Consider the following 21,700-nt stretch of genomic DNA (forward strand, 5'->3'; position numbering starts at 1 on the left):
GAAAACCGCGCTCATACGTAAAATTCTCCTCTACTAACCAGTCGATCAATTCCAGATTTTGCGTAGACGTGCGCACTTCAGTTTTTGGTCAGGGTTTTCACACTGCCTGGGCACACAGCAGACAAACACGTGACGCTGAAGGTCTGCTGAGAGCGAGGAGCGAACCTTCATCAGAAACTGCTCACAATAAGCTACAGCTCATCAGACTCAGTTAATTTTAATCAATGCCCGGCTAACAGAATGCTTTCGATTCAGAAGTTAATTTGCCGCTTTACAGTCAGCATCGCGGATATTTTCACCGCGGATGATTTTTCCATAGATTTCCGCACTGAGTTTTGGTGTACGTTTCTGGGTATCATAGTCCACGTATATCATGCCAAAGCGGCTTTTATAGCCACTCAACCATTCCAGATTGTCATGACTGGACCAGACGTGATAACCCTGTACATTAGCCCCCCTTGCAATCGACTCCCTCATTGCATGGATGTGGTCTACCAGATACAGGCAGCGGTTTACATCGTTCACTTTTCCATTCATCAACTGATCTTCCCCCTCAAACCCTGCACCATTTTCTGTAATGATGACCGGTGGATTGCCGTACTCATCACGCACGCGCTCAAGCAGGGCGGAAAACTGATCGGGTCTTACTGCGCCATTGAAGGCGAGCTTTTCATTTTTCGGGAAGATTATTTCGGGCGAATAGACTTCTGAAGCATTTTTCTGATGGCGAATAAAGAAAGGCGCATAGTAATTAATGCCCAGAAAACCCATGCCCGCATCATGAATGCGTTCTGCATCTCCTGGCTGGACGTCAATATTCAGGTGTCGGTCTGCTGCCAGCTTGAGAACATCGGCCGGATAGCTTCCTTTGTACATGGCATCAAGGAACCAGCGATTAAGAATGGCGTCAACAAGTCTGGCATCAGCTTTGTCTTTATCTGATGCGTTCTCTGTCGTCAGTACCGGGAAAAATGGCAGAGCAATTCCTAGCCGGCCTTTGTAGCCTTTTGCCTTAAAACTCTCCGCTGCTGCTGCGGAGGCCAGCAGAATATGGTTATAGGACTTCAGGGAAGTTTCGAGATAGGGACCAGCAGGAACAATAGGAGGGAGTGTAAGCTCCTCACCTTTCAGCCGCTTCTCGGCCATGATTTTTGTTGCAACTTCAACGGTTGGTTCATTAATCAGTACAAACTGGTCAACCTGATCGGAGAAGTTAGCAAAGATAACTTCAGCATAACGTTGAAACCATTCCACCGACTCCCGGTTTTCCCATCCCCCCGCAGCAGACAGCGACTCAGGCATATCCCAATGGTAAAGAGTTACCAGAGGCTTTATTCCAGCAGCCTTTAAGTCGGTAATAAACTGCCGATAGTGCGCAACCGCCCTCAGATTTACGGGTCCCTGTCCGTCCGGGATAATACGTGTCCAGGCGATAGAGAAGCGGTAGCTGTTCAGCCCGAGCTCTTTAAACAGCTGGATATCTTTTAGGTACTGATCACGGTCGTAAAAGTTAATCGCAACGCTCCCCGATATGCCGGGGCCGGCCAGGTGCTTCTCATCAAGATAGTAATCCCATACAGACCGGCCTTTACCGTCTTTATTTGTTGCTCCCTCAACCTGATAGGCAGCAGAAGCCGCCCCCCACAGAAAATTATCAGGAACGTCAGCTGCAGTGGCCATGTTCATCACTGCAGTCATACTTAACGCCAGCATTCCGTTTTTCATCGCTTACTCCTCTTTTGACATAATCAGGCTAACGAAAAATTTTATGATGGCCCGACAAGTAAAACAGGGACGGGCATCATGTATAGCAGCAATATATCATCAACCGATGATATATTGCGTGGGCGTTTTCTTTTTACGGGTTTGCCTGCATACATCGCCGGTCTCTTTGAGACGCCACCTGCTAAAAGCATGACGCACTTATGCGACAGGTCAGTGGTTCAGGAATGTTCAGAGACAACGAACAGACGTATAGCCTCATCAGCAATATCAGAGGAAAGAGAGGTGGATTGAGGGGCATCCGGATCGATCAGACCGGGAGTGACCAAAGGCAACGAAATTGCTGAAATCATTAATGCAAAAGTCAGCGAGGGTTGATTACTTCTGATGATGCCTTTCTCCATCGCCAGTCTGATGACGGGCAGACAGCTGTCACGAAACGGCGTAACCAGATGCAGGAGAAGGTATTCAAGCCGTTCGTCGCCCCTCGCCGCCTCGTTCAGCAGCAGCGAGGGAAACTCTGGAATTTCCACGCTGATAGCGGTCAGGTGGCGGATAAACCGGCGAAACCCTTCAGCTGGATTGATACTGAACGAGTCTTCAATTGCACTGATTTCTTCAAGATGATGCCGTTGCTTATCCAGCAGATGTTCAAGAACCGCATTCCAGAGATCGGATTTTGAACCGAAAAGGCGCGCCACCAGAGCCATATCCACACCGGCTTCAGCTGCGATTTTTCGTAAAGATGTACCGTCATAACCATTTTGTGAAAAAAAACGTGTAGCTACGGGAAGAAGCGCATCCCGCCCTGATACTGCCCCGCCGGGGCGGCGACCCCGTACTGAAGGTCTGCTGTCTTGTGAGCTCATGTGATTCCGTCTTGATAAGCACCGGACCAGGCCGGTGCTTTTTACTGATCAAAATACCCTGCCCATTTTACTCACAACCGGGATCTGAAGGTAACTGTCATATTTTCCACCAAAATGAATGATATGCCAGCCTGCATTCCGGCTCACCGGGGTAGCTACCTGCTGTTCACTGACAAATGGCAGAAGCGTTGACGCCGGACCGCCGAGGGAAATACGTTTAATTTTCTCATCTGGCATAAAGGTTCCTCCGGAAGCTGGCAGTTCAATAACGGCAGAGCCAAACCCCATGTCAATACTTGTGGGTATTGGGCGATGTGCGGCAATGGTCAGCACCAGTTTTTCACCTGCATGATAAAGCATGCTCATCGGCCAGATACCTATTTCCACAGGTACAATCTCCCCATCGTGCAGCTTCTCTTCACGGGTGTGCGTGTGGAATGGCTCTGTTTCAGTTGACAGCCTGGGATCAAGCGCGCGCTGGGAAACCCTCAGTAGACCTGATGCGACCACCGGACCTTTCACGCCTTCTCCCAGCAGACGTTCAAACGGTTTTCCGTCTTTACTTCGTTTCTCAACGCCAACCTCAAGCTCCATATCATCAGCCCCCTGGGCTTCCACCCAGAGCTTCAGTTTCATGTAGCCTGTGAGCTCTGTATCCTGCGTGAAGGTAAAGTGAAGCTCCGTTTTTCCTTCACCGGAAACGTCATAGGACAGAGACGCCGGTATGTTCTGACCCAGAGGGCTGAGCTGCGCGCCGGAAGTAATAAACATTTTTTTCAGCTGAGTATGGGGCAGTGGCCAGCTGTCTTCAGTCCGGTCAACAATATCTGTACCGCCATCATCCAGAACGCAGATACGCACGCGGGGGGTGTTTTCCCAGCCATTGTTATGGCCCTTGAGATAATGGTCAAAAAATGCCAGAAGCTCCTGCGAATAGGCAGGCGTATAAAAATCCAGCCATTCGTTTGTGTTATTAACTCTCAGCCATTTTTCTTCTGAAGCTACCTGACGGTAACCGGCAAACGATCCGTGGGTATGAGCGTGATTGGTATAGCTTGCGACAACGTACGCCGGGATGCTGATACGCTCAAGCCTTGCCTTTTTGTCTTCCCAGTAGGCATCCATCAGCTGTTTTTCCATAATCATCCGGGGCTGATCTTCGACAAGGTTCTCGCCGGCGAAAGATTTCAGTATGACTTCAGGAAATGCCGGCGCAGGTATTCCTCCGCGATTGCCCGTTTCTCTGAAATGATCGACAAACCCTTCCCAGGGCGCGATAGCCGTGAGATGGGGAGGCTGCTCGGCTGCAATAAACCACTGCGAGACGGCAAGCCAGGAGTTTCCCGCCATACCCACTTTTCCACTTGACCATGACTGCTGCGCGGCCCATTCAATAAAATCATAACCGTCTTCAGCCAGCTGCCGTCCCCAGTAAGAGATATCACCTTCAGATTTATAAGCCCCACGTGGATCTGGATTCAGAATTACGTAGCCTTCATTGACCCAAAAGGCCGGATCGGGGCCTTCAAACTTCTGAAGTTCTGAGACCCACTCCAGCGGCACGCCGGAGCGCTCGTGTATATCATCCAGCCACTGACCGCCTATCTCTTTTCCATATGGACTCCATGCTACCAGAGCCGGGTATTTCCCTTCCGCTACCGGCCGAAAAACATCCGTATAAATGGTTGTACCGTCACGCATTTTAAGAGCCACGTCCCGCTCAAAGATGATGTCGCAGGGCAGTGGTTTTGCCCCTTCACGCCGGATGGTGCCTTTTTTGAGCAGAGTCGTGCCGGGAGCAAAACCGGTATAGCGAGCGCGGGGAGCATTAAGAGGCAGCGGACGCCGATACCAGACAGGATAAGCGCTGTCGCCATAAATTTTTGTATTTTGCACGATACGATTCCCGTTTGTACTGCCGCTCTGAGCAAATGCCAGTCGCGGCAACATCATATGTGTAACGGCCATTCCCACTGCACCCGCCAGTAGCGAGCGCCGTGAAACTTCCAGGCCAGCTGGTTTCACTTTATTCATCACACTCTCCATAAATCATCAGTTGATGATTTAATTCTAAAGCGCATCGTTTACAAGTCAATCTGCTTGGTGCCGGAACACGATCGAGACCGCATTTTGTGCAAAAAAAAAGCCAGCTTCCGCTGGCCTGACTTGTTAAATCTCTATGACAATTTTACCCATGTGCTTACCGGCAAGCTGATGCCGGAATGCGTCCTGCAGTTCCCCGAGCGGCAAAACTTTATCAATAACGGGACGTACATCAGAGGCTTCAAAAGCGCGGATCATCTCTTTCTGATGCTCACGACTTCCAACGGTGATGCCCCGTACGGTTAGCTGCTTGCCCATTATTGCCGCCGTCGGGACTTCTCCGGCAATGCCGGTAAATACGCCAATAAGCGTAATCCGGCCGCCTATGCGCGCTGCGGCAATTGACTGAGCCAGCGTGCCGGGGCCGCCAATTTCAATTACATGATCAACCCCCCGTCCACCGGTGAGCTCGAAGATTTTTTTACCCCAATGCGGCTCTTTACGGTAATTAACTACACCGGCAACACCCTGATCACGCAGCCAGGCCATTTTTTCTTCAGAGGAAGACGTGCCCCAGACCCGGGCTCCGGTCATTTTTGCCAGCTGCAGGGCAAAAACGGATACGCCCCCGGTGCCCAGGATAAGAACATCTTCCCCCGGGCGCAGATCGCCTTCGGTAATCAACGCCCGCCAGGCCGTCAGTGCTGCGGTAGGGAGCGTTGACGCCTCGGCATGCGTCCATCCTGCGGGGGAATGCGTGAAGAAACGGGCGGGACGGACAACGTATTCCGTGGCATATCCATCAATGCCGTCTCCGGGTGTTCGGCTGAAACCGGCGAGTGGACACTCTCCTTTGTCCCAGTCGGGAAAAAATGTTGATACCACCGCATCCCCGGGTTGAAAATCTGTGACGCCTTCTCCGACGCTTTCGACGGTTCCAGCGCCGTCAGACATCAGGATACGACCCGCCTGCGCTGGCAGGATACCCGCAGCGACGTTGTAATCGTGAAAGTTAAGCGAGACATTATGAATGCGGACGCGTATTTCACCTTTGCCTGGCTGGCCCGGATCGGTAACGTCTGTAAAGGCGATATTATCTACGCCCGCTTCATTGCCAAGGAGTACAGCTTTCATCGTGAAGGTTTTCCCCGTATCCGATAGAGTAAACTATGACTTTAGCCCTCTTTAACGTCCAGGATAAGTACCTACAAAAATGTCTGTATTCTCTGAACCTGCTGAAGTAAAAAAAAATGTGCTTGCGACCCGGTTACGTAACGGTGAAATATTTGATGCGACGTGTCCTTCCAGAAGGCTGCTCAGTCACCTGACAAGCCGGTGGGGAACCCTGACGCTGATAACCCTCCTGGATGGTACTCATCGTTTTGGAGAGCTGAAACGTAAAATGGGCGGAATTAACGAAAGAATGTTGATAAAAACGCTGAAGGAACTTGAAAGCACGTCACTGGTCCAGAGAAAGGTTTATCCCGTTTTACCGCCTCATACTGAATATGCGCTCACCGCTCAGGGACTTGAGGCGGCGGCACATATTGAAAGGCTGACCGACTGGATAAGTAATCACATTGACGGCACATGAAGCCGGACGGTGAATTATGTATTGGATGCGACTCTGGCAGGCGCGCGAAATTTTATAAACAATGAAAATAACGCACCGATTACCGCAGCGGATAAAAATACGGTTGAAGTGGTACCCGGAAGATAAGCCATGAACGCGGACAAAAACTGCCCAAGAAAGATAGCCATTGATAGCCGTGCCAGATTTCTTCCACGCACAGCGTTACTGCTGAGCTCGACAATAAGGTGATTTACCAGGGGAACGGAAAAACCGAATCCCAGTCCCAGCGCGATTCCCCCGGGGATCAGGAAAGGCATGGAAGACGCAAAAGCAAAGATCAGATGAGCAAGCGCGTAAAAGCCGAAAGCAATGGATAAGGTTGAAAAATCACTGTAACGGCTTACCAGCTTTGGCATCAGCCAGGCCCCACAGACGGCAACCAGAGAAACAAATGAGAGAAAATATCCCGTCTGAGACTCGGTGTTTCCCATTTTATGCAGGTGCAGGGGTAAGACAACAATGGCGGTAAAGAAGACAATCATGGACATCAGCGCGGCTGCCCAGGTCATCAGAACGGCTGGTGAAGTGGTACCGTGGCTGACATCCGTTTTAATCTGTTCAGACTCCGCTCTGTTGTCAGGTCGCGGAACAAACATCAGTACCATCAGCAGCATCAGCCAGGCAAATAAATAGAGCGCGAACGGCCAGCGCCACCCTGCAGCGGCAAGTAACCCACCGATAAACAGGAATATGACGCCGCCCAGCTCAATCGACATACCCTGCCGCGCAATCATCTTCATACGTTCTGGCCCATTATAAAATACTGAAATCAGACCCGTTCCTGCAGTCATGATCAGCGCCGTCGCCCCTCCCAGCAGGAAGCGATCGGCAAAGACTGTAATGTAACCGGAAAGAAATGCACCGGCTGAACCTAACAAGCCGTACAGGAAAAGCCCGAGGCACAGTGCCCTGTAAAGCCCCGCCCGCTCGATGAATTTACCGGCAAGCGGTCCAAGCAGCACCACTCCCAAAGACGGTAAGGTAACAAGCCAGCTCTCTGCACCTTTCACGTTCAGCGCATCAGAAATACTGGTCAGTCCCGGCACGATTACGCATCCCACCATAATTGTCAGGCAGGCCACGGCCAGAAGCGTAACCCCCCCAATTTTATTTATCTGTAACATAAATTGCTCCATAATGACCGTTATTCGGACGATATCGTCCGCCATTCGGATATAGTATTCTGGCTTCTATCCGATGATGTCAATGCGCAAAATGTAAGTTGAAAGTAAGGAGTCTCCATGCCGGCCAAATCTGCTGATTCAGGTACAAGTGTTATCGTTCGGGCAGCTCTGCTGCTGCGGACGCTGGAAGAACATCCTCGTGGGCTGACGATCGCCGCTTTGTCGCGTTATACCGGAATGCCGCGTACGACGGTACACCGGCTGGTCAGTTCACTGGAGGCTGAAGAACTTTTACTGAGTGCGGCAGGTTTTATCCGGCTGGGTCCTGCGCTGACAAGACTTGCGGCTTCAGCGCATACGGATGTGGTTGCTCTGGCGCGTACGCCTATGGAAATGCTGGGACGCCGGACGCGGGAAACCGTCGATCTCAGCGTTATGCGTGGTGCCCATGCGCTGCTCATCAGTCAGTATGCTTCCGATCAGGAGTTGCGTGTCATTTCACCGGTTGGAACAGCTTTCCCTAGCCACTGTACTGCTCCAGGAAAAGCGCTGCTTGCCCGTCTGGAAGACGAGCAGATAGTATCGTTTTATAGCCATACGCCTGAAATCAGGACGCAAAAATCATTAAGCAGCGTGGAAGATATTCTTGCTGAAGTCGCCAAAGTGCGAAAGGCGGGACATGCGATGGATTATCAAGAACATGCGCAGGGTGTATGCGGCCTCAGCGTTCATATACAGTCTTCCCTGAGCGAGTTGTATGCTGTCTCCGTTGCCGTGCCGTCCCTGCGGTTTGAGGAAAAAAAGGAGTTTCTCATCGTATCTTTGATGAAATGCAAAGCGGAAATTGAAGCTATGATTTCAGGCTGATTATTTTATATAAGATTGTCAGTAACGTCCGCTTCTGGCACAGGCTGTGTGAAAACTGCTGATCACTTTTTGGTCTAAGCAGTGGCTTTATATGATCAACCATTCTTGATAAACCCATGCTGAAACCTACTTTATTTAATAAAATTAGAATCATACGATTAAATATTGCGGGTGAAAAAATGACTCACCACATTAAAGGTCAAGGCAGACATCAGGTGACGTTGCTCCCTGAAGTGCTGGATGATTTTGTCACAGAAGACAACTCTGTCAGGGTTATTGATGTCTTTGTTGATGAATTACAGCTTGATGCGCTTGGCTTCGAGCGCGTTAATGCAAAACAAACCGGGCGGCCTGGATATCACCCCGCAACCATGCTGAAGCTGTACATTTATGGATATCTGAACCGCATTCAGTCATCCCGCAGGTTAGAAAAAGAAGCCCATCGTAACGTTGAATTGATGTGGTTACTTGAGCGATTAACACCTGATTTTAAAACCATTGCAGACTTCAGAAAAAACAATGGTAAAGGCATCAAAAATGCTTGCCGGGCTTTCATTGATCTGTGTCGGCAGATGCAGATGTTCACCGATGTGGTGGTTGCCATTGACGGTAGTAAGTTCAAGGCGGTAAACAGCAAATCGAACAACTTCACGCCCCAGAAAACAAAAGGCCACATCGAAAGGGTTGAGCAAAGTATCGCTCTTTACCTGAATAAGCTCGATGAAGCTGACAAGGCTGCTGAGCCCGAAAAAAATATAGATTTAACCGCTTCAAAACTGGCATGGCTGCAAAAGCGTCTGAAAGAACTCAAGAGAATCCAACAGGCCGTCGTGCAGCACCCTGATAAGCAGCTGTCACTAACAGATCCTGATTCCCGGCTGATGAAGATAAACAATGTTAACCGCCAGGTTAGCTATAACGTTCAGACTGCCGTTGATGCTAAATATCACCTGATTGTTGCGCATGAAGTAACGAATACACCAGACCGTGGGCAGCTAACAGCGGTGACAAAATTAGCGCAGGACGCTGTTGGCAAAGCGGATATTACCGTACTGGCTGATAAAGGTTATTACAGCCGGAGTGATATTAAAGCAACGCAGGACTTAGGTGCCGCAGCCTTAGTACCAAAAGGCGATACCTCTGGCGCTGACCGCAAAGGTCTTTTCAATCGTTCATTGTTCAAATATGACCAGGAAAAAGATATTTATATTTGCCCGATGGGTAGCGAGCTTCAGAACCGATTTACGGTGGTTGAGGATGGTTTAGAACAGCAAATGTACTTTAACAATATGGCCTGTCGTGATTGCAGTCAGCGGTCAAGGTGCACCACATCAAAACGCGATCCGAGACGTATAAGGCGCTGGGTTCATGAAGTAGAAATGGAAGACATGCAAGCCAGGCTTAACGCATCGCCACAAACAGCTGTCGTGCGAAAGCAAACGGTAGAGCATCCGTTCGGGACAATAAAAATGTGGATGGGAGCGACGCACTTCCTGACGAAACGGTTTAAAAACGTCAGCACAGAAATCAGTCTGCATGTGCTGGCTTATAACCTGAAAAGGATGATGTCCATCTGGGGTACCGAAGGCTTGGCCATTAAGCTGCGAAAACAATGCAACTAGCTGTAGTGGCTGCTTTAACCCCTAATAACAAGCCATTAGCACTCCATATCAAGCCAAAAAAGCCTCGTTCTGCCTCTACATACAAATCACAGCGAATACAGTCAATATCAGAAATATCTTGCGTCCCTGACCGGGGATAGCTCTCAGATAATGCAAAAACCGAGTTTTTACACAGCCTGGGCACAGAGCTGCCTGTCAGATTAGGTTTGGCCCTGTGTCGTAGTTGTGCCAGGCCAAGTCTGAGCTAATACAAATTATCAGTATCTTTCTGGAGCGTCTGCAGCCGCTGTTCCAGGCTATCCAGTCTTTCTTCGAGGTCATGGCTCTTCTGCTCAATATCTTCCAGCGTTTCTGACAGAACATCACGCAGCAGCACAAAATTTGCGTGCAGGGCATAGACAAAATCGTGGCCGCGAACCAGTAATGCTTCGCGTGGTATGTCCTGCAATGCGGAATGCGTCATCCATGTCACCAGCGCTTTTGCGCTCATTTCGGTTAGTACGTCCGAAAGTCGGTCAGTTTCTCTGTTCATTCTGGACTCCAGTCTATTCTGATGATGGGGGAGTATTTCGGTAGGGCATTACTTCCGGTCATTGCGCCGCTGGTGGGCTGGTTGGGGCAGTTGGTGATACAGAACAACTATATGCAGTTGCCTAAATCCAGCCGTTGCAACTCGTCGAGCGTGTAGATGCGGAAGACATTTCGGTGGCGGGTTTCCAGCGGGATGTGCTGATGGTTAACGATGACGTGCCTGATGGTGTCAAAGAGCCGTTCAAGACCGCGTTTTTTCTGCGGGTCCGGCACGATATAAAAAACGTAAATCCAGTCTTTACGGGTCCGGGCCAGTAAATGGCTGGCGATGATCGACTGATAACGGGCTCTGGTTTTCAGGCGGCGCTCGGTCTCAATGGCGATCACGGTGCCGCCGGGCAGGGCAATCAGTCCGTCCGGGCGATGGCTGGTCTGATAACGACTGAGGAAGGATGTGCGATCTCCGTTTATCCATCCAGATGCGCCTTTTTGCTCAAGGATGATGCGGGCTGCCTGATTATCAAGGTGGTGCTCCAGCGTCCAGCCGGTAATTTTTGATGGCTCAAACCGTGCCGGAAAAAGTGTATCGTCGGGGGTTAACACTACGGCCAGTCCGTCACTGGTTATGCCCCACAATGAAATTTTCATCGTGCGCGATACCAGGACATGTTTTTGTATTAAGCCCATACCCTCGACTTTTGAAAGAAGGGAATACAGCGATTTATGGTCTCTGAAGCCGAATAGCAGCATCAGCGTTTTAAAGTCACTGTACGTTTCTTCCTTCAGGAAATTCAGCAGTCGTTGTATTTTTTCGCGGTGCCGCGTCTGGCGTTCGCGGTATGCGGTGATAAGCATCATTCCCCCCTTTTAAAAATCCAGCAATGACGGGTTTTCCTCTTTATCGGCATTCGGTGTTGTTGTGTCTTTTTCGCCCACCTCTTCAAAAAAAAGATCGGGCCGCGTTGTGGTGATATCCGGCGTTGATGCCGGTCCGGGGGCGATTTCCTCCTCGCTAAAATCCAGGGTGATGTTTACCGTTGTGGCGGTGGCGGCAATCGCGGGCGATACGGCACAGATCTCCAGTTCGCGTTTTTTCACCCTGATGGGCGAAATCAGAGAAGCAGAGGGGAGAGTTTTTGTCGTAAAGATGAAGCTGACAAAATCGGGTAGGTTCAGGATCATATTGCTGTCGGTAAAGAAACGCTCGGCCTGCCTGATGGTGCGTTCACTGTCGATAGTCTCTGTCAGCACGGCGTCGGTTTTCGCTTTGCGGACCTCATCATCGACTAATATAGTACCGGACATTCTGGCCACCCATTCAGCGGTGTCCGGATCCATGACACGATAAACCAGTTTGAATTTGGCGTTCTCAACGACAGCGCCGACAACGGCGTCACCTTTCAAATCTGCCGGACAGTCTTTTAAATCGGCAATAGACTGATGGTCCATAATAATATGCACGCCTTTATCGCGCGCCGCGCCTAAGCCTTCCAGCGCGGGCCTGGATAAATGGTATTTCAGTTCGGAAAGATAAATAGCAATGGGGCGAGGCATGTCTTTCACCCGCTCGCGCCTTTCAGCCAGCTGGTACAGGCGAACCAGCAGCATGCGCTGAGCGGTAATGATTTTGCTGTTGCGCATTGAGCCAATCACATAGCAGCAACCGCCTTCCTCAAATATCCTCTTAAGCGAAAATTCGGTGGGGGCATTAATGGCATTGAGCAAGGCCAGCTCTTCAATTTTCCCAAAAAAGGCTTTTATCTTATCGGCAATACCCTGAACGTAGTCTCCGTTATACACATCCCGGATGGTTGAGGCAGTATTACGGGTGACAAACTGCGCGGCTATCCGGGCCGCTTTCCGGTCGTCAATGCGATAAAAGTCCGACTCCTGACCTTTTTCCGCCAGACTGAAACCAGCAACAAAAAGCTCTTCCAGCTCATCGGCGGTGATCTCTTCAATCAGGTTAAACTGGTATTGGGGTTTTCGCAGGTCAATCAGGGCAAAAGGTTTCCCAGCATCCTCACAGGCCTTGCGGTAAAGGTGGGGTGCCCATTCATCATCCTTAGGGTCCATCACAAATACGCCTTCACCGGCCAGAATGCTTTGATATAGTAATATGCCGGTGGCAACCCCTTTACCGGCGCCGGTGGTGCCGATAATATCCGCGTGTTGTTTTTGCCAGTCTTTTAACGGCAAATACATCGGGTGAATATCTCGGTCAATGCCAATAAATAACCCTTTGTTCAGATCGATATAATCCAGCGGGTCATAATGCAGCGTTTCCGGCAGCTGTGATTTCACCGTGCGCACATCGGTGCGTAATTCCCGTTCAAGCGTAGTTTTCCTCACGAGGTGTTTCTTTATTTTGTCTAATTCAGGTGTTAATACTCTGCGCAGCAGAATATGCAAAATAAAACCCGTTACAGTAAAGGTAATCAGCACCGGCCATGCCAGAACGGGAATGCTGGCGACTACCCGCCCTTGATAAAGCCACTGGAAAATCCAGATAACAACCGGGGCCATCGTACCGGAAAGAAAACACAGCAGGGAAAAAGCAATAATCAGCTTTTGCCACAACGGGGCTTTTTGCCGTTCATCGCTTTTCATCGACGCGAAAAACGGCATCGTCAGCCCCGATAACAGCGCCAGCATCAGCTGATGCTGTTGCATAAAAGCCAGGAAGCTCAGCGCGCCATTCACTATCGGCGACAGTGAAACGGCCAGCTTATTCAAAATCACGATGCCTCCTTCGTCAGCAGTTCGCCCCATGACATCGCCCCATCAGTTCGCCTCACGGTGTCGGGCGAAAAGGCGGGGCGACCATCAGGGACGAAGAAGGTGGCCGCTGTGCGACCATGTGCAGGAAAGCATGCTTGCCTGCCCGAACGGCGTGCGCCAGTACATGCGGGCTGGACGCCCTTATGTAATGTCACATGGGGGTAATGTCGCGGCTGGACGCTGCGCCAAAACCCCCAACGTCAACGGCGGCACACCGTCGCCCGCTACGCGCGACCACCCCCTTTAAGACGGTCGCTTTCGCCTTTTTATTCCCTTTGCTCGTGCCTCGCAGCGGGAATAAAAGGGAAGCTGACCTTTAAAGAGGGTGGTCGCGCCACGCTACCGGCTTTTGGCCGGAGACTTAGCCGCGACGGTGTGCGGGGCTGTGCCCCCCAAATAAACCGCTGTCGTGGGCGACAGCTTTTCGCTCGCTGGGGCGGCGAAATTTATTCGGCTCCCCCCGGCCGGCAAAATCCGCGTGGGCGCGGCTGTTTGCCGGTGAGGCGCGGTGCCTGAACTATTTTCGCTCCTTAACCCGCGAAAATAATTCTGTCCGCTGCCTCATTTTTACGGCCCGCATTTCTTCACTCCTTAATCCGAAAAAATGTGGTGGGCCGTAAAAACGTAAAGCCCCAGATAAAGCAGGCTTATGCAAATATATTAATTATTATTTCTTAATCAGCATTTAACTCCTGACACAACCAATACTACAGTTACCTCTCTAGTTAAATGTTACCAAGGTAGTTAATGTGAGTAGTGATAATTTTATAAATCAGCATAATATTTTTGTTCATCAAATTTCCAGGCCCCACGGCGAACCTCTGGCAGAGAATTTCCGCTTCGTTGAGCAGCCGCTGGAACCCTTGGGACAAGGAGCTGCATGGGTCGAGAACGTTCACTTCTCTGTCGATCCTTATATGCGGGAGTGTATGGATGGTGACTGGGAATTAAACGAACCATTAGAAGGCAGAACGATTGGGCGAGTGATACGCTCGAATACGCCTGCCCTGCATCCAGGCGACTGGGTATTTCATCGCAAAGGCTGGCGGACTTATGCACAAGTGACGCCGGAAGAAGGCCGCGTTATTGCCCCCGTTGAGGGCGTGCCGTTACGTGCATGGCTGAGTCTGCTAGGAGGTACGGGACTTACCGCTTGGGTGGCACTGACCAAAATTGCCCGCTTGCAGCCCGGCGAGTCACTGTATATCTCCTCGGCGGCAGGCGGGGTAGGCTCGGCAGCCGCCCAGTTTGCAGCACTGCTTGGTGCAAACCGCATAGTTGGTAGCACACGCAATGCTGAAAAATCTAAAATTCTGACTGAGAGACTCGGTTATACCGATGCGTTTGTCTATCAATCTGGCAAGATAAGCGCGCAGTTACGTGATGTCATTCCTGAAGGCATCGATGTTTATCTGGACAATGTGGGCGGTGAACAGCTCGAGGCTGCTATTGCTGCATTTAAAGATTTTGGGCGCGCGGCGCTTATCGGCGCGATCGCGCAATACAGCGCGTTAACTCCGCTCATTGCGCCTTATAACCTGTTTGATGTTGTGGGTAAGAGCCTAACTCTGCAAGGCTTCCTGGTGCGCGACTATAAAGATTTTCAGGACGAGCTGGAGGAATTCATTATTCCTCACATTCAAAGTGGAAGAGTGGTCCCAGAAGACACAGTGACCCTCGGTTTTAATAATATTGTAGACGCTTTTCTTTCCATGCTTAGAGGTGGGAATATTGGTAAGGCGATAGTCAGTATAGAGTAAGGATATAAATAGGTAAGTAAATAGCGCAAATTACATTGCGCTATTTACGCTTGTCTGCAAACAGCCATTAGTTCTTAGGGTTATTATTTTTTGTGGTAAATAATAATGCTTATCTATTGAAATTATTTAAATGAATTTAACTTAAGGTGGGCGCTGAATTGTAATCCGTTGCCTCATTTTTACGGCCCCCATTTCTTTACTCCTTAATCCGCGAAAAATGTGCTGGGCCGTAAAAACCTGAAACCGGTACGCCTTAAGCCGGACTCGGCTGAAATATTTTGGCGCTCTAGGGGACCTGTGAATAAAATTAATACAGGGATTAATAGAGGCTCTCGCGGATTTCCCTGATGATGTCGGAATAACACTGACGACTTTCTTTAATGCTGGTTTCATCCAGTGTAAACCCACGCCGGTTAGCTTCCTCTGTCAGCGTTATTCTGTCAGTGGCGTTCAGTGTTTGCAGTAATTGCAATAACCGGCATATAACCCGGTAGTGATAAATTTCATAATAAAGGCCGCATCCGTGCATCGCCTCATTTTCAATGTGCTCAATAACACAGGCTGCGCGCATGGAATCCCCGCGCTGATGTGTCCAGGGGTGCTGAATAAAACCCGGCTTGGTCATAAAGATAACCTCCGCTGACTAACCACGCATGCGGCCAAATTTACTGATAATCTGACGGATAATGGTCGGGTCTGCCGAATCACACTCAAGTAAGAATGATTTTCTGGCATCGGCAGTATGGTCCGGCAGAAAACCGTGCTTGTTCTTTTTCACGATTTTAAAGAATGCACGTTCAGCCGAATGGCATTCATTGCCGCCGCCGTTACCGGTGGCTTTACCGTACATGCATAACACCACTTCACAGGCGTCAGCGGCCATGACGGAGGTTGAATATGACGCCATAGCGCTGAGTAATAATGCGGAGGATATTACTTTTTTCATTTCGGTCACCTTCATATTTGAACGAGGGTTGCGTAATTCGATATGTTATTTATTGGAGCCCTTTGCTGAATACACCTCTCATGTTATTGAGATGAAGGGGTTTAAAATAAACATCACTCATCCGGCGTATGTCACTGTGAATGTCAATGCTGACTATCACATCAATGCTCTTAAGCACCTTGCGTAACAGCACGTCGAAAGGCATGTTCCGGCAGTTGGGGTTTTCATAGCAGCGGTCAATCAGCCCTTCAATACATTCTTCCGGGCTGCCTGCATGCAGGGAAGTCATTAACCCCTCATGCCCGGAACCGACGATTTTCAGCGCATCCCAGGCTTCTTGTCCGCGAATTTCAGCCAGTAATATCCGGTCAGGGTTCATACGATAATTGGCGCGTATCAGCCTGCCGGGCGTGACAATGGCATTATCCCCGGCATCCGCCGGATAAAAGAGATGGACATAATTAGTGTGGTGATAGAACCGGATTTCGGGATTATCCTCGATGGTGGTAAGCCTGAGGTGCCGGGGAATATAGTGCAGCAGCGTTTTCATATAGGTGGTTTTACCGGATCCGGTTTCACCGACGATAAAGATCGTCTTGCCGTATTCCACCGCTTTTTCCATAAATCGGGGCATATCCTCACTCTGATAATAGCGGGTCAGTTCAACATCTTTGCCTTCCGTTCGCTCCTTACCGGTCACCCGGTTATAAAACCCTGCATCAATCCATGACTGATGCGTTTTCTGCCCGAATGAGGGTTTGCGCAGCGTAATAGACACGGTATTACGCTCACAGGCCGGGGGAATAATGGCCTGAATGCGCTCGCCTGACTCAAGCGTAGCGGAAAGGATTGGCGAGGTGTCGTCGATATTATCGTCCTGCCAGGATGCCAGCGCTCTGGCAAAGGCGTAACACTGACGCAGCGTAACCGGGGCTTCGTGTCTTCGCCATTTCCCCCGGATTTTGGTATGCAGTTCACCCGGCCGGTTAACGGCAATTTCCGTCAGGCCGTCCTGCGCAATAAAATCACCAAACAGCTGGTTTTTCATAAAATCCAGCGACAGGTTTTCAGCGTTCATACCACCTCTTTTTCAGTCGTAGCTGCCAGACGGATGAGAAGTCAATATCGGTGCCGGTCATGATGCCGGTGACATCACACTGATTCAGGTACCGGGGGGATATTGATGCTGTTGTCCAGCGTCGTTTTCGCCATTTCCGCCGTGTCGGCGCGGGTATTTTCGGTGAAGTCGGTATTGCGGTCTTCCCGGCGCAGCCTGTGAGCGCGTACACACCAGAAGTAATATGCTGAATTCCATGGAAACCTCTTATCGGATAAATGACAAAAGCCGCTCTGCTGGCAGAGGACACAACGTGACGCGGAAAAGAGATTAACGGTCGGGAGGGGTTAGCTACCACTACATGAAATGGAGTGGGCCTGTTCCGAGCCTAAAGACTGAACCTTGCACCTTAGGCCCCAGGACTTAGAGAAGGAACCGCAACGCGGCAAGATTCCAGCCTGTCATTGCTGTACCTGAAACATAGGCAGCAAGCGTTAGCGCACAGTTGAAAAACGTAGGATTCCAAAGGATTTCGTTTAAAACCCTTGGGCCAGTGTGGGCGGCGAGCCCACGGTGTTGACCTTGAATTTGAATTAAAAGAGCTCTTAAGTCCGCCCCTGACTTTCCCGCTTTTTCGAAATCTTTATCTCTTTTTCTCATTTGCCAGTAAAAGGTATATGCCCGCAAAATCAGGTCTAAGGCAGGGCGGGTGTTGCTCTATGAATGATGAAGCCCCTCTAATGACCTTGCCTCTTTTACCGCAACTCTTATGTGGTTTTTCACAGGTTTTAACCAGGAAAAGGCTCCGTCATGACGTTATCTAAATTACTGCTCCCTTTGCTGATTGCCGGGAGTCTCTCTTCTGCGTGGGCTGCCGAGCAGATTGTTCCGTCTTCAACCACCTTTCATGTCACCGCTGATGATGCGCTCAAAAGTAAGCTTCCGGCGGATATCGCCAAACGCGGATATATCGTTGCAGGCACCAATCCGAATACTCCGCCGACCACTTTTTTCCAGGAAGACAATAAAACGCTCGCCGGGCGTGAGATTGATGTGATGAATGCCGTGGCGGCAAGGCTCGGTGTGGAAGTGCGCTGGCAGGATACCGGCGGTTTCGACAACATTATTCCGGGGCTGAAATCCGGTCGCTATGACGTCGCGCTATCCAATATCAATGCCACCAAAAAACGTCTCGAGCAGGTCGATTTCGTCAGTTATTACGATGCGTCGCGCCTGGGTGTGATCTCGCGTAAAGACGCCAATATTGCGCCATTTACCTCTTTTGATGCCGTGTGCGGGCAGGAAGTGGGCGCAGGAGCGGGCACTACGCAGATCGGGCGTCTTGAGGCGGCCAGCAAAATTTGTACTGATGCCGGTAAACCGCCAATCAAAATTGCCGTATTCCCGGATCGCCCGTCAGGTGTACAGGCCGTGGTCAGCGGTCGCGTACCGATGTTCTTCGGCCCGTATGAAGGTCTGACGTATCAGGTCAGCCAGGTCAAACCGCTGACGCTGACCGGCACCATTCATGTGGATGATGCGCCTGTTTCCGTGGCGTTCCCTAAACAGTCGGGGCTGGAAGAGGCAGTGCAGGCCTCCCTGAACTCGCTGATCAAAGACGGCACCTACCAGAAGATCCTCGATAAATGGTCCATCGGTTTTGGCGCAGTCAAAGAGTCAAAACGTAATGAAGAGATTTTCGGATGAGCAGTGAAACACGCGATCAGCAGCCGGAAGAACTGCGGATCGTCGGTAAAAAATATATCGGGCGCTGGATAAGCGCCCTGATCGTATTGCTGATATTGCTGGCTGTGGGGAATTCCATGCTCAGCAATCCGCGTTTTGAATGGTCGGTGATCGCCGGGAACTTTACCGGTCCGTCGATCATTCAGGGCGTACTGATGACATTGCAGCTGACCGCAATTTCCGTGATTTTTGGCTTTGCAGGCGGTACGGTTCTGGCGCTGATGCGCTTATCATCCAATCCGGTACTGGTCGCCGTCAGCTGGGGATATACCTGGTTTTTCCGGGGTGTGCCGATGCTGGTTCAGCTGTTTCTCTGGTACAACATTGCCGCGCTTTACCCGAATATTTCAATTTCGCTGCCGTGGGTGGGTGAAATCTGGAGCGCTTCCGCGAACTCACTGATTAGCCCGTTCAGCGCCGCCGTGATTGCATTAGTGATGCATCAGTCTGCCTATGCCGCAGAGATTATCCGCGCCGGGATCCAGAGCGTCGGCACCGGGCAAGTTGAGGCCGCACGTGCTCTGGGTTACCGTCCGGCACAGATATTCCGCCACACCATTTTGCCGCAGGCGATGCGTGCCATTCTGCCTCCGGCCGGGAATGAAGTGATCGGTCAGCTGAAAACCACGGCGGTTGTCTCGGTGATTTCATTACAGGATGTGCTGTTCTCCGCGCAGATTATTTATCAGCGCACCTATGAAGTTATCCCGCTGCTGCTGGTCGCCACCTTGTGGTACCTGCTGCTGACGTCATTGCTTTCAGTGATTCAGTATTACGTTGAACGACATTTCAGCCGCAGCAGTCACCGGAAGGTAAAACGCAAAGCCGGGAAAACTTCTGCGTCAGGCTCGGTGAGTAGCGCTAGTATCAGCGCAGGAGAAACCAGCCATGGGTGAAGCCATTGAATTTCGCAAAGTCACCAAACGTTTCTCCGGTAATACCATTCTGGATGAAATCAGCCTCGATATTCCTGCCGGTTCGGTCACGGTGATCCTCGGGCCTTCCGGCTCGGGAAAATCCACCTTGCTGCGCTGCATCAATCATCTTGAAAAGCTCGATGGTGGCACGATCCGTATCGGTGGCGAACTGGTTGGTTATCAGCAGAAAGGGCAGGCGCTGTATGAACTGAGCAGCCGCAAAATAGCCGCGCAGCGCAGTCGTACCGGCATGGTATTTCAGCAATTTAATCTGTTCCCGCACCGCACTGTTTTGCAAAATATTACCGATGCGCCGCTGCGGGTGAAGAAGCAAAACCGTCAGCAGGTACTCAGTAAAGGCCGCGCGTTGCTCCGGCAGGTCGGGTTAGCCAGCCGTGAAGATGACTGGCCGCAGCAGCTTTCCGGCGGGCAGCAGCAGCGCGTGGCCATTGCCCGTGCGCTGGCGATGGATCCTGACGTGATGTTGTTCGATGAACCCACCTCCGCGCTGGATCCTGAACTGGTGGGCGAAGTGTTGCAGGTGATCAAAAAGCTGGCGCATTCGGGGATAACGATGGTGATCGTCACCCACGAAATCGGCTTTGCACGTGAAGTGGCAGACAACGTCATCTTTATGGAGGGCGGAAAGATTGTGACGTCGGGGCCGACGAAAAGTGTGCTGGATGAAGCGGAGAACGTCCGTGTCCGCCATTTTCTGTCGACCGTTTTATAATGGCGCTTCGTTAATCTGTTTCGCAAACAACATGTCAACCAGCCGCGGCAGACTGTCGCGGTTTTCCAGCCTGCTCAGCGCCACAATCTCCGTCCTCTGTGCGTCGGAGAATTCAGGTAAACAGGCACGCAATTTTGCCGGTAAATCAAACGGGATCGCCAGACTTTGCTGACGGGTGAAACGCTGTTGCAGCCGGTTGCCGTCAGGCAAAAACACCGTCACCTGATGAAAACGTGCGGCGGGGTTGAACTCGTCCGGCGGCGCGGAGAAATCCGGGCAACGTGCCACCTTCTCTGCCAGCGCGGCAATCTCTGTCTTCACCGGTGCCGGAGTGAAATCCTCTAAGCGCAGTTCCCCGCGCAGCAAACACGCCGCAATCACGTATTCCAGGCTGAACCGCGCTTCAACGCCGGTGGCAGGTTTTCGCACCGACGCCGCAATATCACCACCCGGCGGGAAAGACACCTCAATCCGTTCGATGGCGCTGATCAGTGCGTCTGTGCTTTGACCGGTTTGCAGCCAGTCATGACGAATAGTCCGCGCGGCATCGGCAGCGCTGTGCGTGCCACCGCAGGTCGGATAGGGTTTGAATTCCAGACCGGGCGAGACAATCCGCCACAGCGCGCCCCAGTCTGAAATGAGTTTTTCCGGCTGTTGCTGACCGGCGCAATAAGCCGATAAAAAGCTGTCAAGCACGTTGTCTGCCTGGCCGTGAAAGCCTGCCAGCGTCAACTGTGTGGCAATGACGGCGGTCTGTGCCGCCAGCCCAGCATGCAGAGGTTTGACGTCACTGCCGAACTGCGCACGTAACCCTGCGGACTGTGTCGCTGCGATCCCCAGAATCACCGCCGTTTGTTTTTCAGCGGCATTCACCAGCCGCGCACAGGCGGCGGCGGCCGCAATCGTGCCGAGTGTGGCGGTATTGTGAAAACCGAGTTTGTAATGCTGAGAACCGGCGGCCAGCCCGAGGCGTCCGGCCATTTCCACGCCGGTCACGTACGCATCGAGAAATTGTTCGCCGTTGATATCGGGTTGTTGTGATGCCAGCGCCAGCAGCGCGGGCAAAATCACCACGCCGGGATGGCCGCGAAAATCGGGATGGAAATCATCAAAATCCAGCGCGTGACCGGCATACCCGAGCAGTAACGCACGGGTCGCCTGATCGTCAGCGCGGTAAACCTGATGCAAACTGTTCAGCCCTGCATCGGGTAAATCGCCGCGTAAAACCGGCAGGGTGACCGCCAGAAAATCCAGTAACCCTTCGCGTGCTGCTTCGTGAGCGGCGGGAGAAGGGAACGAACTGACGATAAGTTTCGCCAGCGACTGCGTTAATGTCATAGGCGTATTTC

Annotated in this window: 19 protein-coding genes and 1 pseudogene; 7 read left to right on the forward strand and 13 right to left on the reverse strand. The window is 51.2% G+C overall.

Features of this window, described 5'->3' with window-relative positions; genetic code table 11:
• Positions 1 to 258: 258 nt before the first annotated feature.
• From ACL2XF_RS07005 to ACL2XF_RS07020, 4 genes are all read right to left on the reverse strand, one after another.
• Positions 259 to 1,725, reverse strand: a complete 1,467-nt coding sequence (locus ACL2XF_RS07005) for a glycoside hydrolase family 1 protein (RefSeq protein ID WP_413728328.1) — start codon at positions 1,723 to 1,725, stop codon at positions 259 to 261.
• Between the two features lie 218 nt (positions 1,726 to 1,943).
• Positions 1,944 to 2,591 (reverse strand): TetR/AcrR family transcriptional regulator, encoded by a 648-nt coding sequence (locus tag ACL2XF_RS07010; RefSeq protein ID WP_413728329.1) that lies wholly within the window; start codon positions 2,589 to 2,591, stop codon positions 1,944 to 1,946.
• Positions 2,592 to 2,639: 48 nt separating this feature from the next.
• On the reverse strand, positions 2,640 to 4,625 hold the full coding sequence (locus ACL2XF_RS07015) for a CocE/NonD family hydrolase (RefSeq protein ID WP_413728330.1): 1,986 nt from the start codon (positions 4,623 to 4,625) through the stop codon (positions 2,640 to 2,642).
• A gap of 135 nt (positions 4,626 to 4,760) precedes the next feature.
• The gene (locus ACL2XF_RS07020; RefSeq protein ID WP_413728331.1) at positions 4,761 to 5,768 is read right to left on the reverse strand and encodes a zinc-dependent alcohol dehydrogenase family protein; all 1,008 of its coding nucleotides are present in this window, start codon (positions 5,766 to 5,768) and stop codon (positions 4,761 to 4,763) included.
• Between the two features lie 79 nt (positions 5,769 to 5,847).
• Here ACL2XF_RS07020 and ACL2XF_RS07025 point away from each other — a divergent pair, with 79 nt between their 5' ends.
• Complete coding sequence (locus tag ACL2XF_RS07025; protein ID WP_413728332.1) at positions 5,848 to 6,228, forward strand: winged helix-turn-helix transcriptional regulator; 381 nt, start codon at positions 5,848 to 5,850, stop codon at positions 6,226 to 6,228.
• A gap of 14 nt (positions 6,229 to 6,242) precedes the next feature.
• On the opposite strand, the gene ACL2XF_RS07030 is transcribed toward ACL2XF_RS07025, so the two are convergent.
• Positions 6,243 to 7,391, reverse strand: coding sequence for an MFS transporter (locus tag ACL2XF_RS07030; protein WP_413728333.1), 1,149 nt, complete (start codon positions 7,389 to 7,391; stop codon positions 6,243 to 6,245).
• A gap of 117 nt (positions 7,392 to 7,508) precedes the next feature.
• Between ACL2XF_RS07030 and ACL2XF_RS07035 the strand changes: the two genes are divergently transcribed.
• Entirely contained in the window at positions 7,509 to 8,258 is a 750-nt protein-coding gene (locus ACL2XF_RS07035) for an IclR family transcriptional regulator (RefSeq protein WP_413728334.1), read from the forward strand.
• 179 nt (positions 8,259 to 8,437) lie between these two features.
• A complete protein-coding gene (locus ACL2XF_RS07040; protein WP_043135453.1) occupies positions 8,438 to 9,880 on the forward strand; it encodes an IS1182 family transposase in 1,443 nt (480 codons plus the stop codon).
• 244 nt (positions 9,881 to 10,124) lie between these two features.
• Here ACL2XF_RS07040 and ACL2XF_RS07045 read toward each other — a convergent pair whose 3' ends face one another.
• The 3 genes from ACL2XF_RS07045 to ACL2XF_RS07055 form a co-directional block, all read right to left on the reverse strand.
• On the reverse strand, positions 10,125 to 10,412 hold the full coding sequence (locus ACL2XF_RS07045; RefSeq protein WP_075337573.1) for a hypothetical protein: 288 nt from the start codon (positions 10,410 to 10,412) through the stop codon (positions 10,125 to 10,127).
• A gap of 107 nt (positions 10,413 to 10,519) precedes the next feature.
• Complete coding sequence (mobC, locus tag ACL2XF_RS07050) at positions 10,520 to 11,266, reverse strand: MobC family replication-relaxation protein (RefSeq protein WP_413728787.1); 747 nt, start codon at positions 11,264 to 11,266, stop codon at positions 10,520 to 10,522.
• A 12-nt stretch (positions 11,267 to 11,278) separates the two neighbouring features.
• Entirely contained in the window at positions 11,279 to 13,153 is a 1,875-nt protein-coding gene (locus tag ACL2XF_RS07055; protein ID WP_413728335.1) for a type IV secretory system conjugative DNA transfer family protein, read from the reverse strand.
• A gap of 788 nt (positions 13,154 to 13,941) precedes the next feature.
• Here ACL2XF_RS07055 and ACL2XF_RS07060 point away from each other — a divergent pair.
• Positions 13,942 to 14,952, forward strand: coding sequence for an MDR family NADP-dependent oxidoreductase (locus ACL2XF_RS07060; RefSeq protein WP_205569706.1), 1,011 nt, complete (start codon positions 13,942 to 13,944; stop codon positions 14,950 to 14,952).
• A 319-nt stretch (positions 14,953 to 15,271) separates the two neighbouring features.
• Here the strand turns inward: ACL2XF_RS07060 and ACL2XF_RS07065 are convergent, their stop codons facing one another.
• From ACL2XF_RS07065 to ACL2XF_RS07080, 4 genes and pseudogenes are all read right to left on the reverse strand, one after another.
• The gene (locus tag ACL2XF_RS07065) at positions 15,272 to 15,577 is read right to left on the reverse strand and encodes a hypothetical protein (protein ID WP_103826114.1); all 306 of its coding nucleotides are present in this window, start codon (positions 15,575 to 15,577) and stop codon (positions 15,272 to 15,274) included.
• A gap of 18 nt (positions 15,578 to 15,595) precedes the next feature.
• Positions 15,596 to 15,898 (reverse strand): TrbM/KikA/MpfK family conjugal transfer protein, encoded by a 303-nt coding sequence (locus tag ACL2XF_RS07070; RefSeq protein ID WP_103826113.1) that lies wholly within the window; start codon positions 15,896 to 15,898, stop codon positions 15,596 to 15,598.
• A 49-nt stretch (positions 15,899 to 15,947) separates the two neighbouring features.
• Positions 15,948 to 16,976, reverse strand: coding sequence for a P-type DNA transfer ATPase VirB11 (gene virB11 / locus ACL2XF_RS07075; RefSeq protein ID WP_413728336.1), 1,029 nt, complete (start codon positions 16,974 to 16,976; stop codon positions 15,948 to 15,950).
• A pseudogene (locus ACL2XF_RS07080) lies at positions 16,966 to 17,161 on the reverse strand (hypothetical protein); the annotation flags it as partial. The pseudogene ACL2XF_RS07080 and the gene virB11, both read right to left, overlap by 11 nt.
• 604 nt (positions 17,162 to 17,765) lie before the next feature.
• Between ACL2XF_RS07080 and ACL2XF_RS07085 the strand changes: the two are divergent.
• The 3 genes from ACL2XF_RS07085 to ACL2XF_RS07095 are packed head-to-tail and all read left to right on the forward strand — an operon-like array spanning position 17,766 to position 20,351.
• Complete coding sequence (locus ACL2XF_RS07085) at positions 17,766 to 18,662, forward strand: ABC transporter substrate-binding protein (RefSeq protein ID WP_103826111.1); 897 nt, start codon at positions 17,766 to 17,768, stop codon at positions 18,660 to 18,662.
• Positions 18,659 to 19,597, forward strand: coding sequence for an amino acid ABC transporter permease (locus ACL2XF_RS07090; protein ID WP_413728337.1), 939 nt, complete (start codon positions 18,659 to 18,661; stop codon positions 19,595 to 19,597). The genes ACL2XF_RS07085 and ACL2XF_RS07090 overlap by 4 nt, the downstream gene beginning before the upstream one ends.
• The gene (locus ACL2XF_RS07095; RefSeq protein ID WP_413728338.1) at positions 19,590 to 20,351 is read left to right on the forward strand and encodes an amino acid ABC transporter ATP-binding protein; all 762 of its coding nucleotides are present in this window, start codon (positions 19,590 to 19,592) and stop codon (positions 20,349 to 20,351) included. The genes ACL2XF_RS07090 and ACL2XF_RS07095 overlap by 8 nt, the downstream gene beginning before the upstream one ends.
• On the opposite strand, the gene ACL2XF_RS07100 is transcribed toward ACL2XF_RS07095, so the two are convergent.
• Positions 20,346 to 21,689, reverse strand: coding sequence for an MmgE/PrpD family protein (locus ACL2XF_RS07100; RefSeq protein WP_103826108.1), 1,344 nt, complete (start codon positions 21,687 to 21,689; stop codon positions 20,346 to 20,348). The genes ACL2XF_RS07095 and ACL2XF_RS07100 overlap by 6 nt on opposite strands.
• Positions 21,690 to 21,700 lie beyond the last annotated feature (11 nt).

The sequence above is a fragment of the Sodalis sp. RH19 genome, assembly GCF_047324215.1.
Taxonomy (GTDB): domain Bacteria; phylum Pseudomonadota; class Gammaproteobacteria; order Enterobacterales; family Enterobacteriaceae; genus Acerihabitans.

Coding starts and splice junctions, on each gene's coding strand:
- ACL2XF_RS07045 (WP_075337573.1), bottom strand. CDS start 10,412: ATGAACAGAGAAACTGACCGACTTTCGGACGTACTAACCGAAATGAGC.
- ACL2XF_RS07035 (WP_413728334.1), top strand. CDS start 7,509: ATGCCGGCCAAATCTGCTGATTCAGGTACAAGTGTTATCGTTCGGGCA.
- ACL2XF_RS07015 (WP_413728330.1), bottom strand. CDS start 4,625: ATGAATAAAGTGAAACCAGCTGGCCTGGAAGTTTCACGGCGCTCGCTA.
- ACL2XF_RS07040 (WP_043135453.1), top strand. CDS start 8,438: ATGACTCACCACATTAAAGGTCAAGGCAGACATCAGGTGACGTTGCTC.
- virB11 (WP_413728336.1), bottom strand. CDS start 16,976: ATGAACGCTGAAAACCTGTCGCTGGATTTTATGAAAAACCAGCTGTTT.
- ACL2XF_RS07090 (WP_413728337.1), top strand. CDS start 18,659: ATGAGCAGTGAAACACGCGATCAGCAGCCGGAAGAACTGCGGATCGTC.
- mobC (WP_413728787.1), bottom strand. CDS start 11,266: ATGCTTATCACCGCATACCGCGAACGCCAGACGCGGCACCGCGAAAAA.
- ACL2XF_RS07005 (WP_413728328.1), bottom strand. CDS start 1,725: ATGAAAAACGGAATGCTGGCGTTAAGTATGACTGCAGTGATGAACATG.
- ACL2XF_RS07070 (WP_103826113.1), bottom strand. CDS start 15,898: ATGAAAAAAGTAATATCCTCCGCATTATTACTCAGCGCTATGGCGTCA.
- ACL2XF_RS07065 (WP_103826114.1), bottom strand. CDS start 15,577: ATGACCAAGCCGGGTTTTATTCAGCACCCCTGGACACATCAGCGCGGG.
- ACL2XF_RS07025 (WP_413728332.1), top strand. CDS start 5,848: ATGTCTGTATTCTCTGAACCTGCTGAAGTAAAAAAAAATGTGCTTGCG.
- ACL2XF_RS07100 (WP_103826108.1), bottom strand. CDS start 21,689: ATGACATTAACGCAGTCGCTGGCGAAACTTATCGTCAGTTCGTTCCCT.
- ACL2XF_RS07095 (WP_413728338.1), top strand. CDS start 19,590: ATGGGTGAAGCCATTGAATTTCGCAAAGTCACCAAACGTTTCTCCGGT.
- ACL2XF_RS07085 (WP_103826111.1), top strand. CDS start 17,766: ATGACGTTATCTAAATTACTGCTCCCTTTGCTGATTGCCGGGAGTCTC.
- ACL2XF_RS07020 (WP_413728331.1), bottom strand. CDS start 5,768: ATGAAAGCTGTACTCCTTGGCAATGAAGCGGGCGTAGATAATATCGCC.
- ACL2XF_RS07010 (WP_413728329.1), bottom strand. CDS start 2,591: ATGAGCTCACAAGACAGCAGACCTTCAGTACGGGGTCGCCGCCCCGGC.
- ACL2XF_RS07030 (WP_413728333.1), bottom strand. CDS start 7,391: ATGTTACAGATAAATAAAATTGGGGGGGTTACGCTTCTGGCCGTGGCC.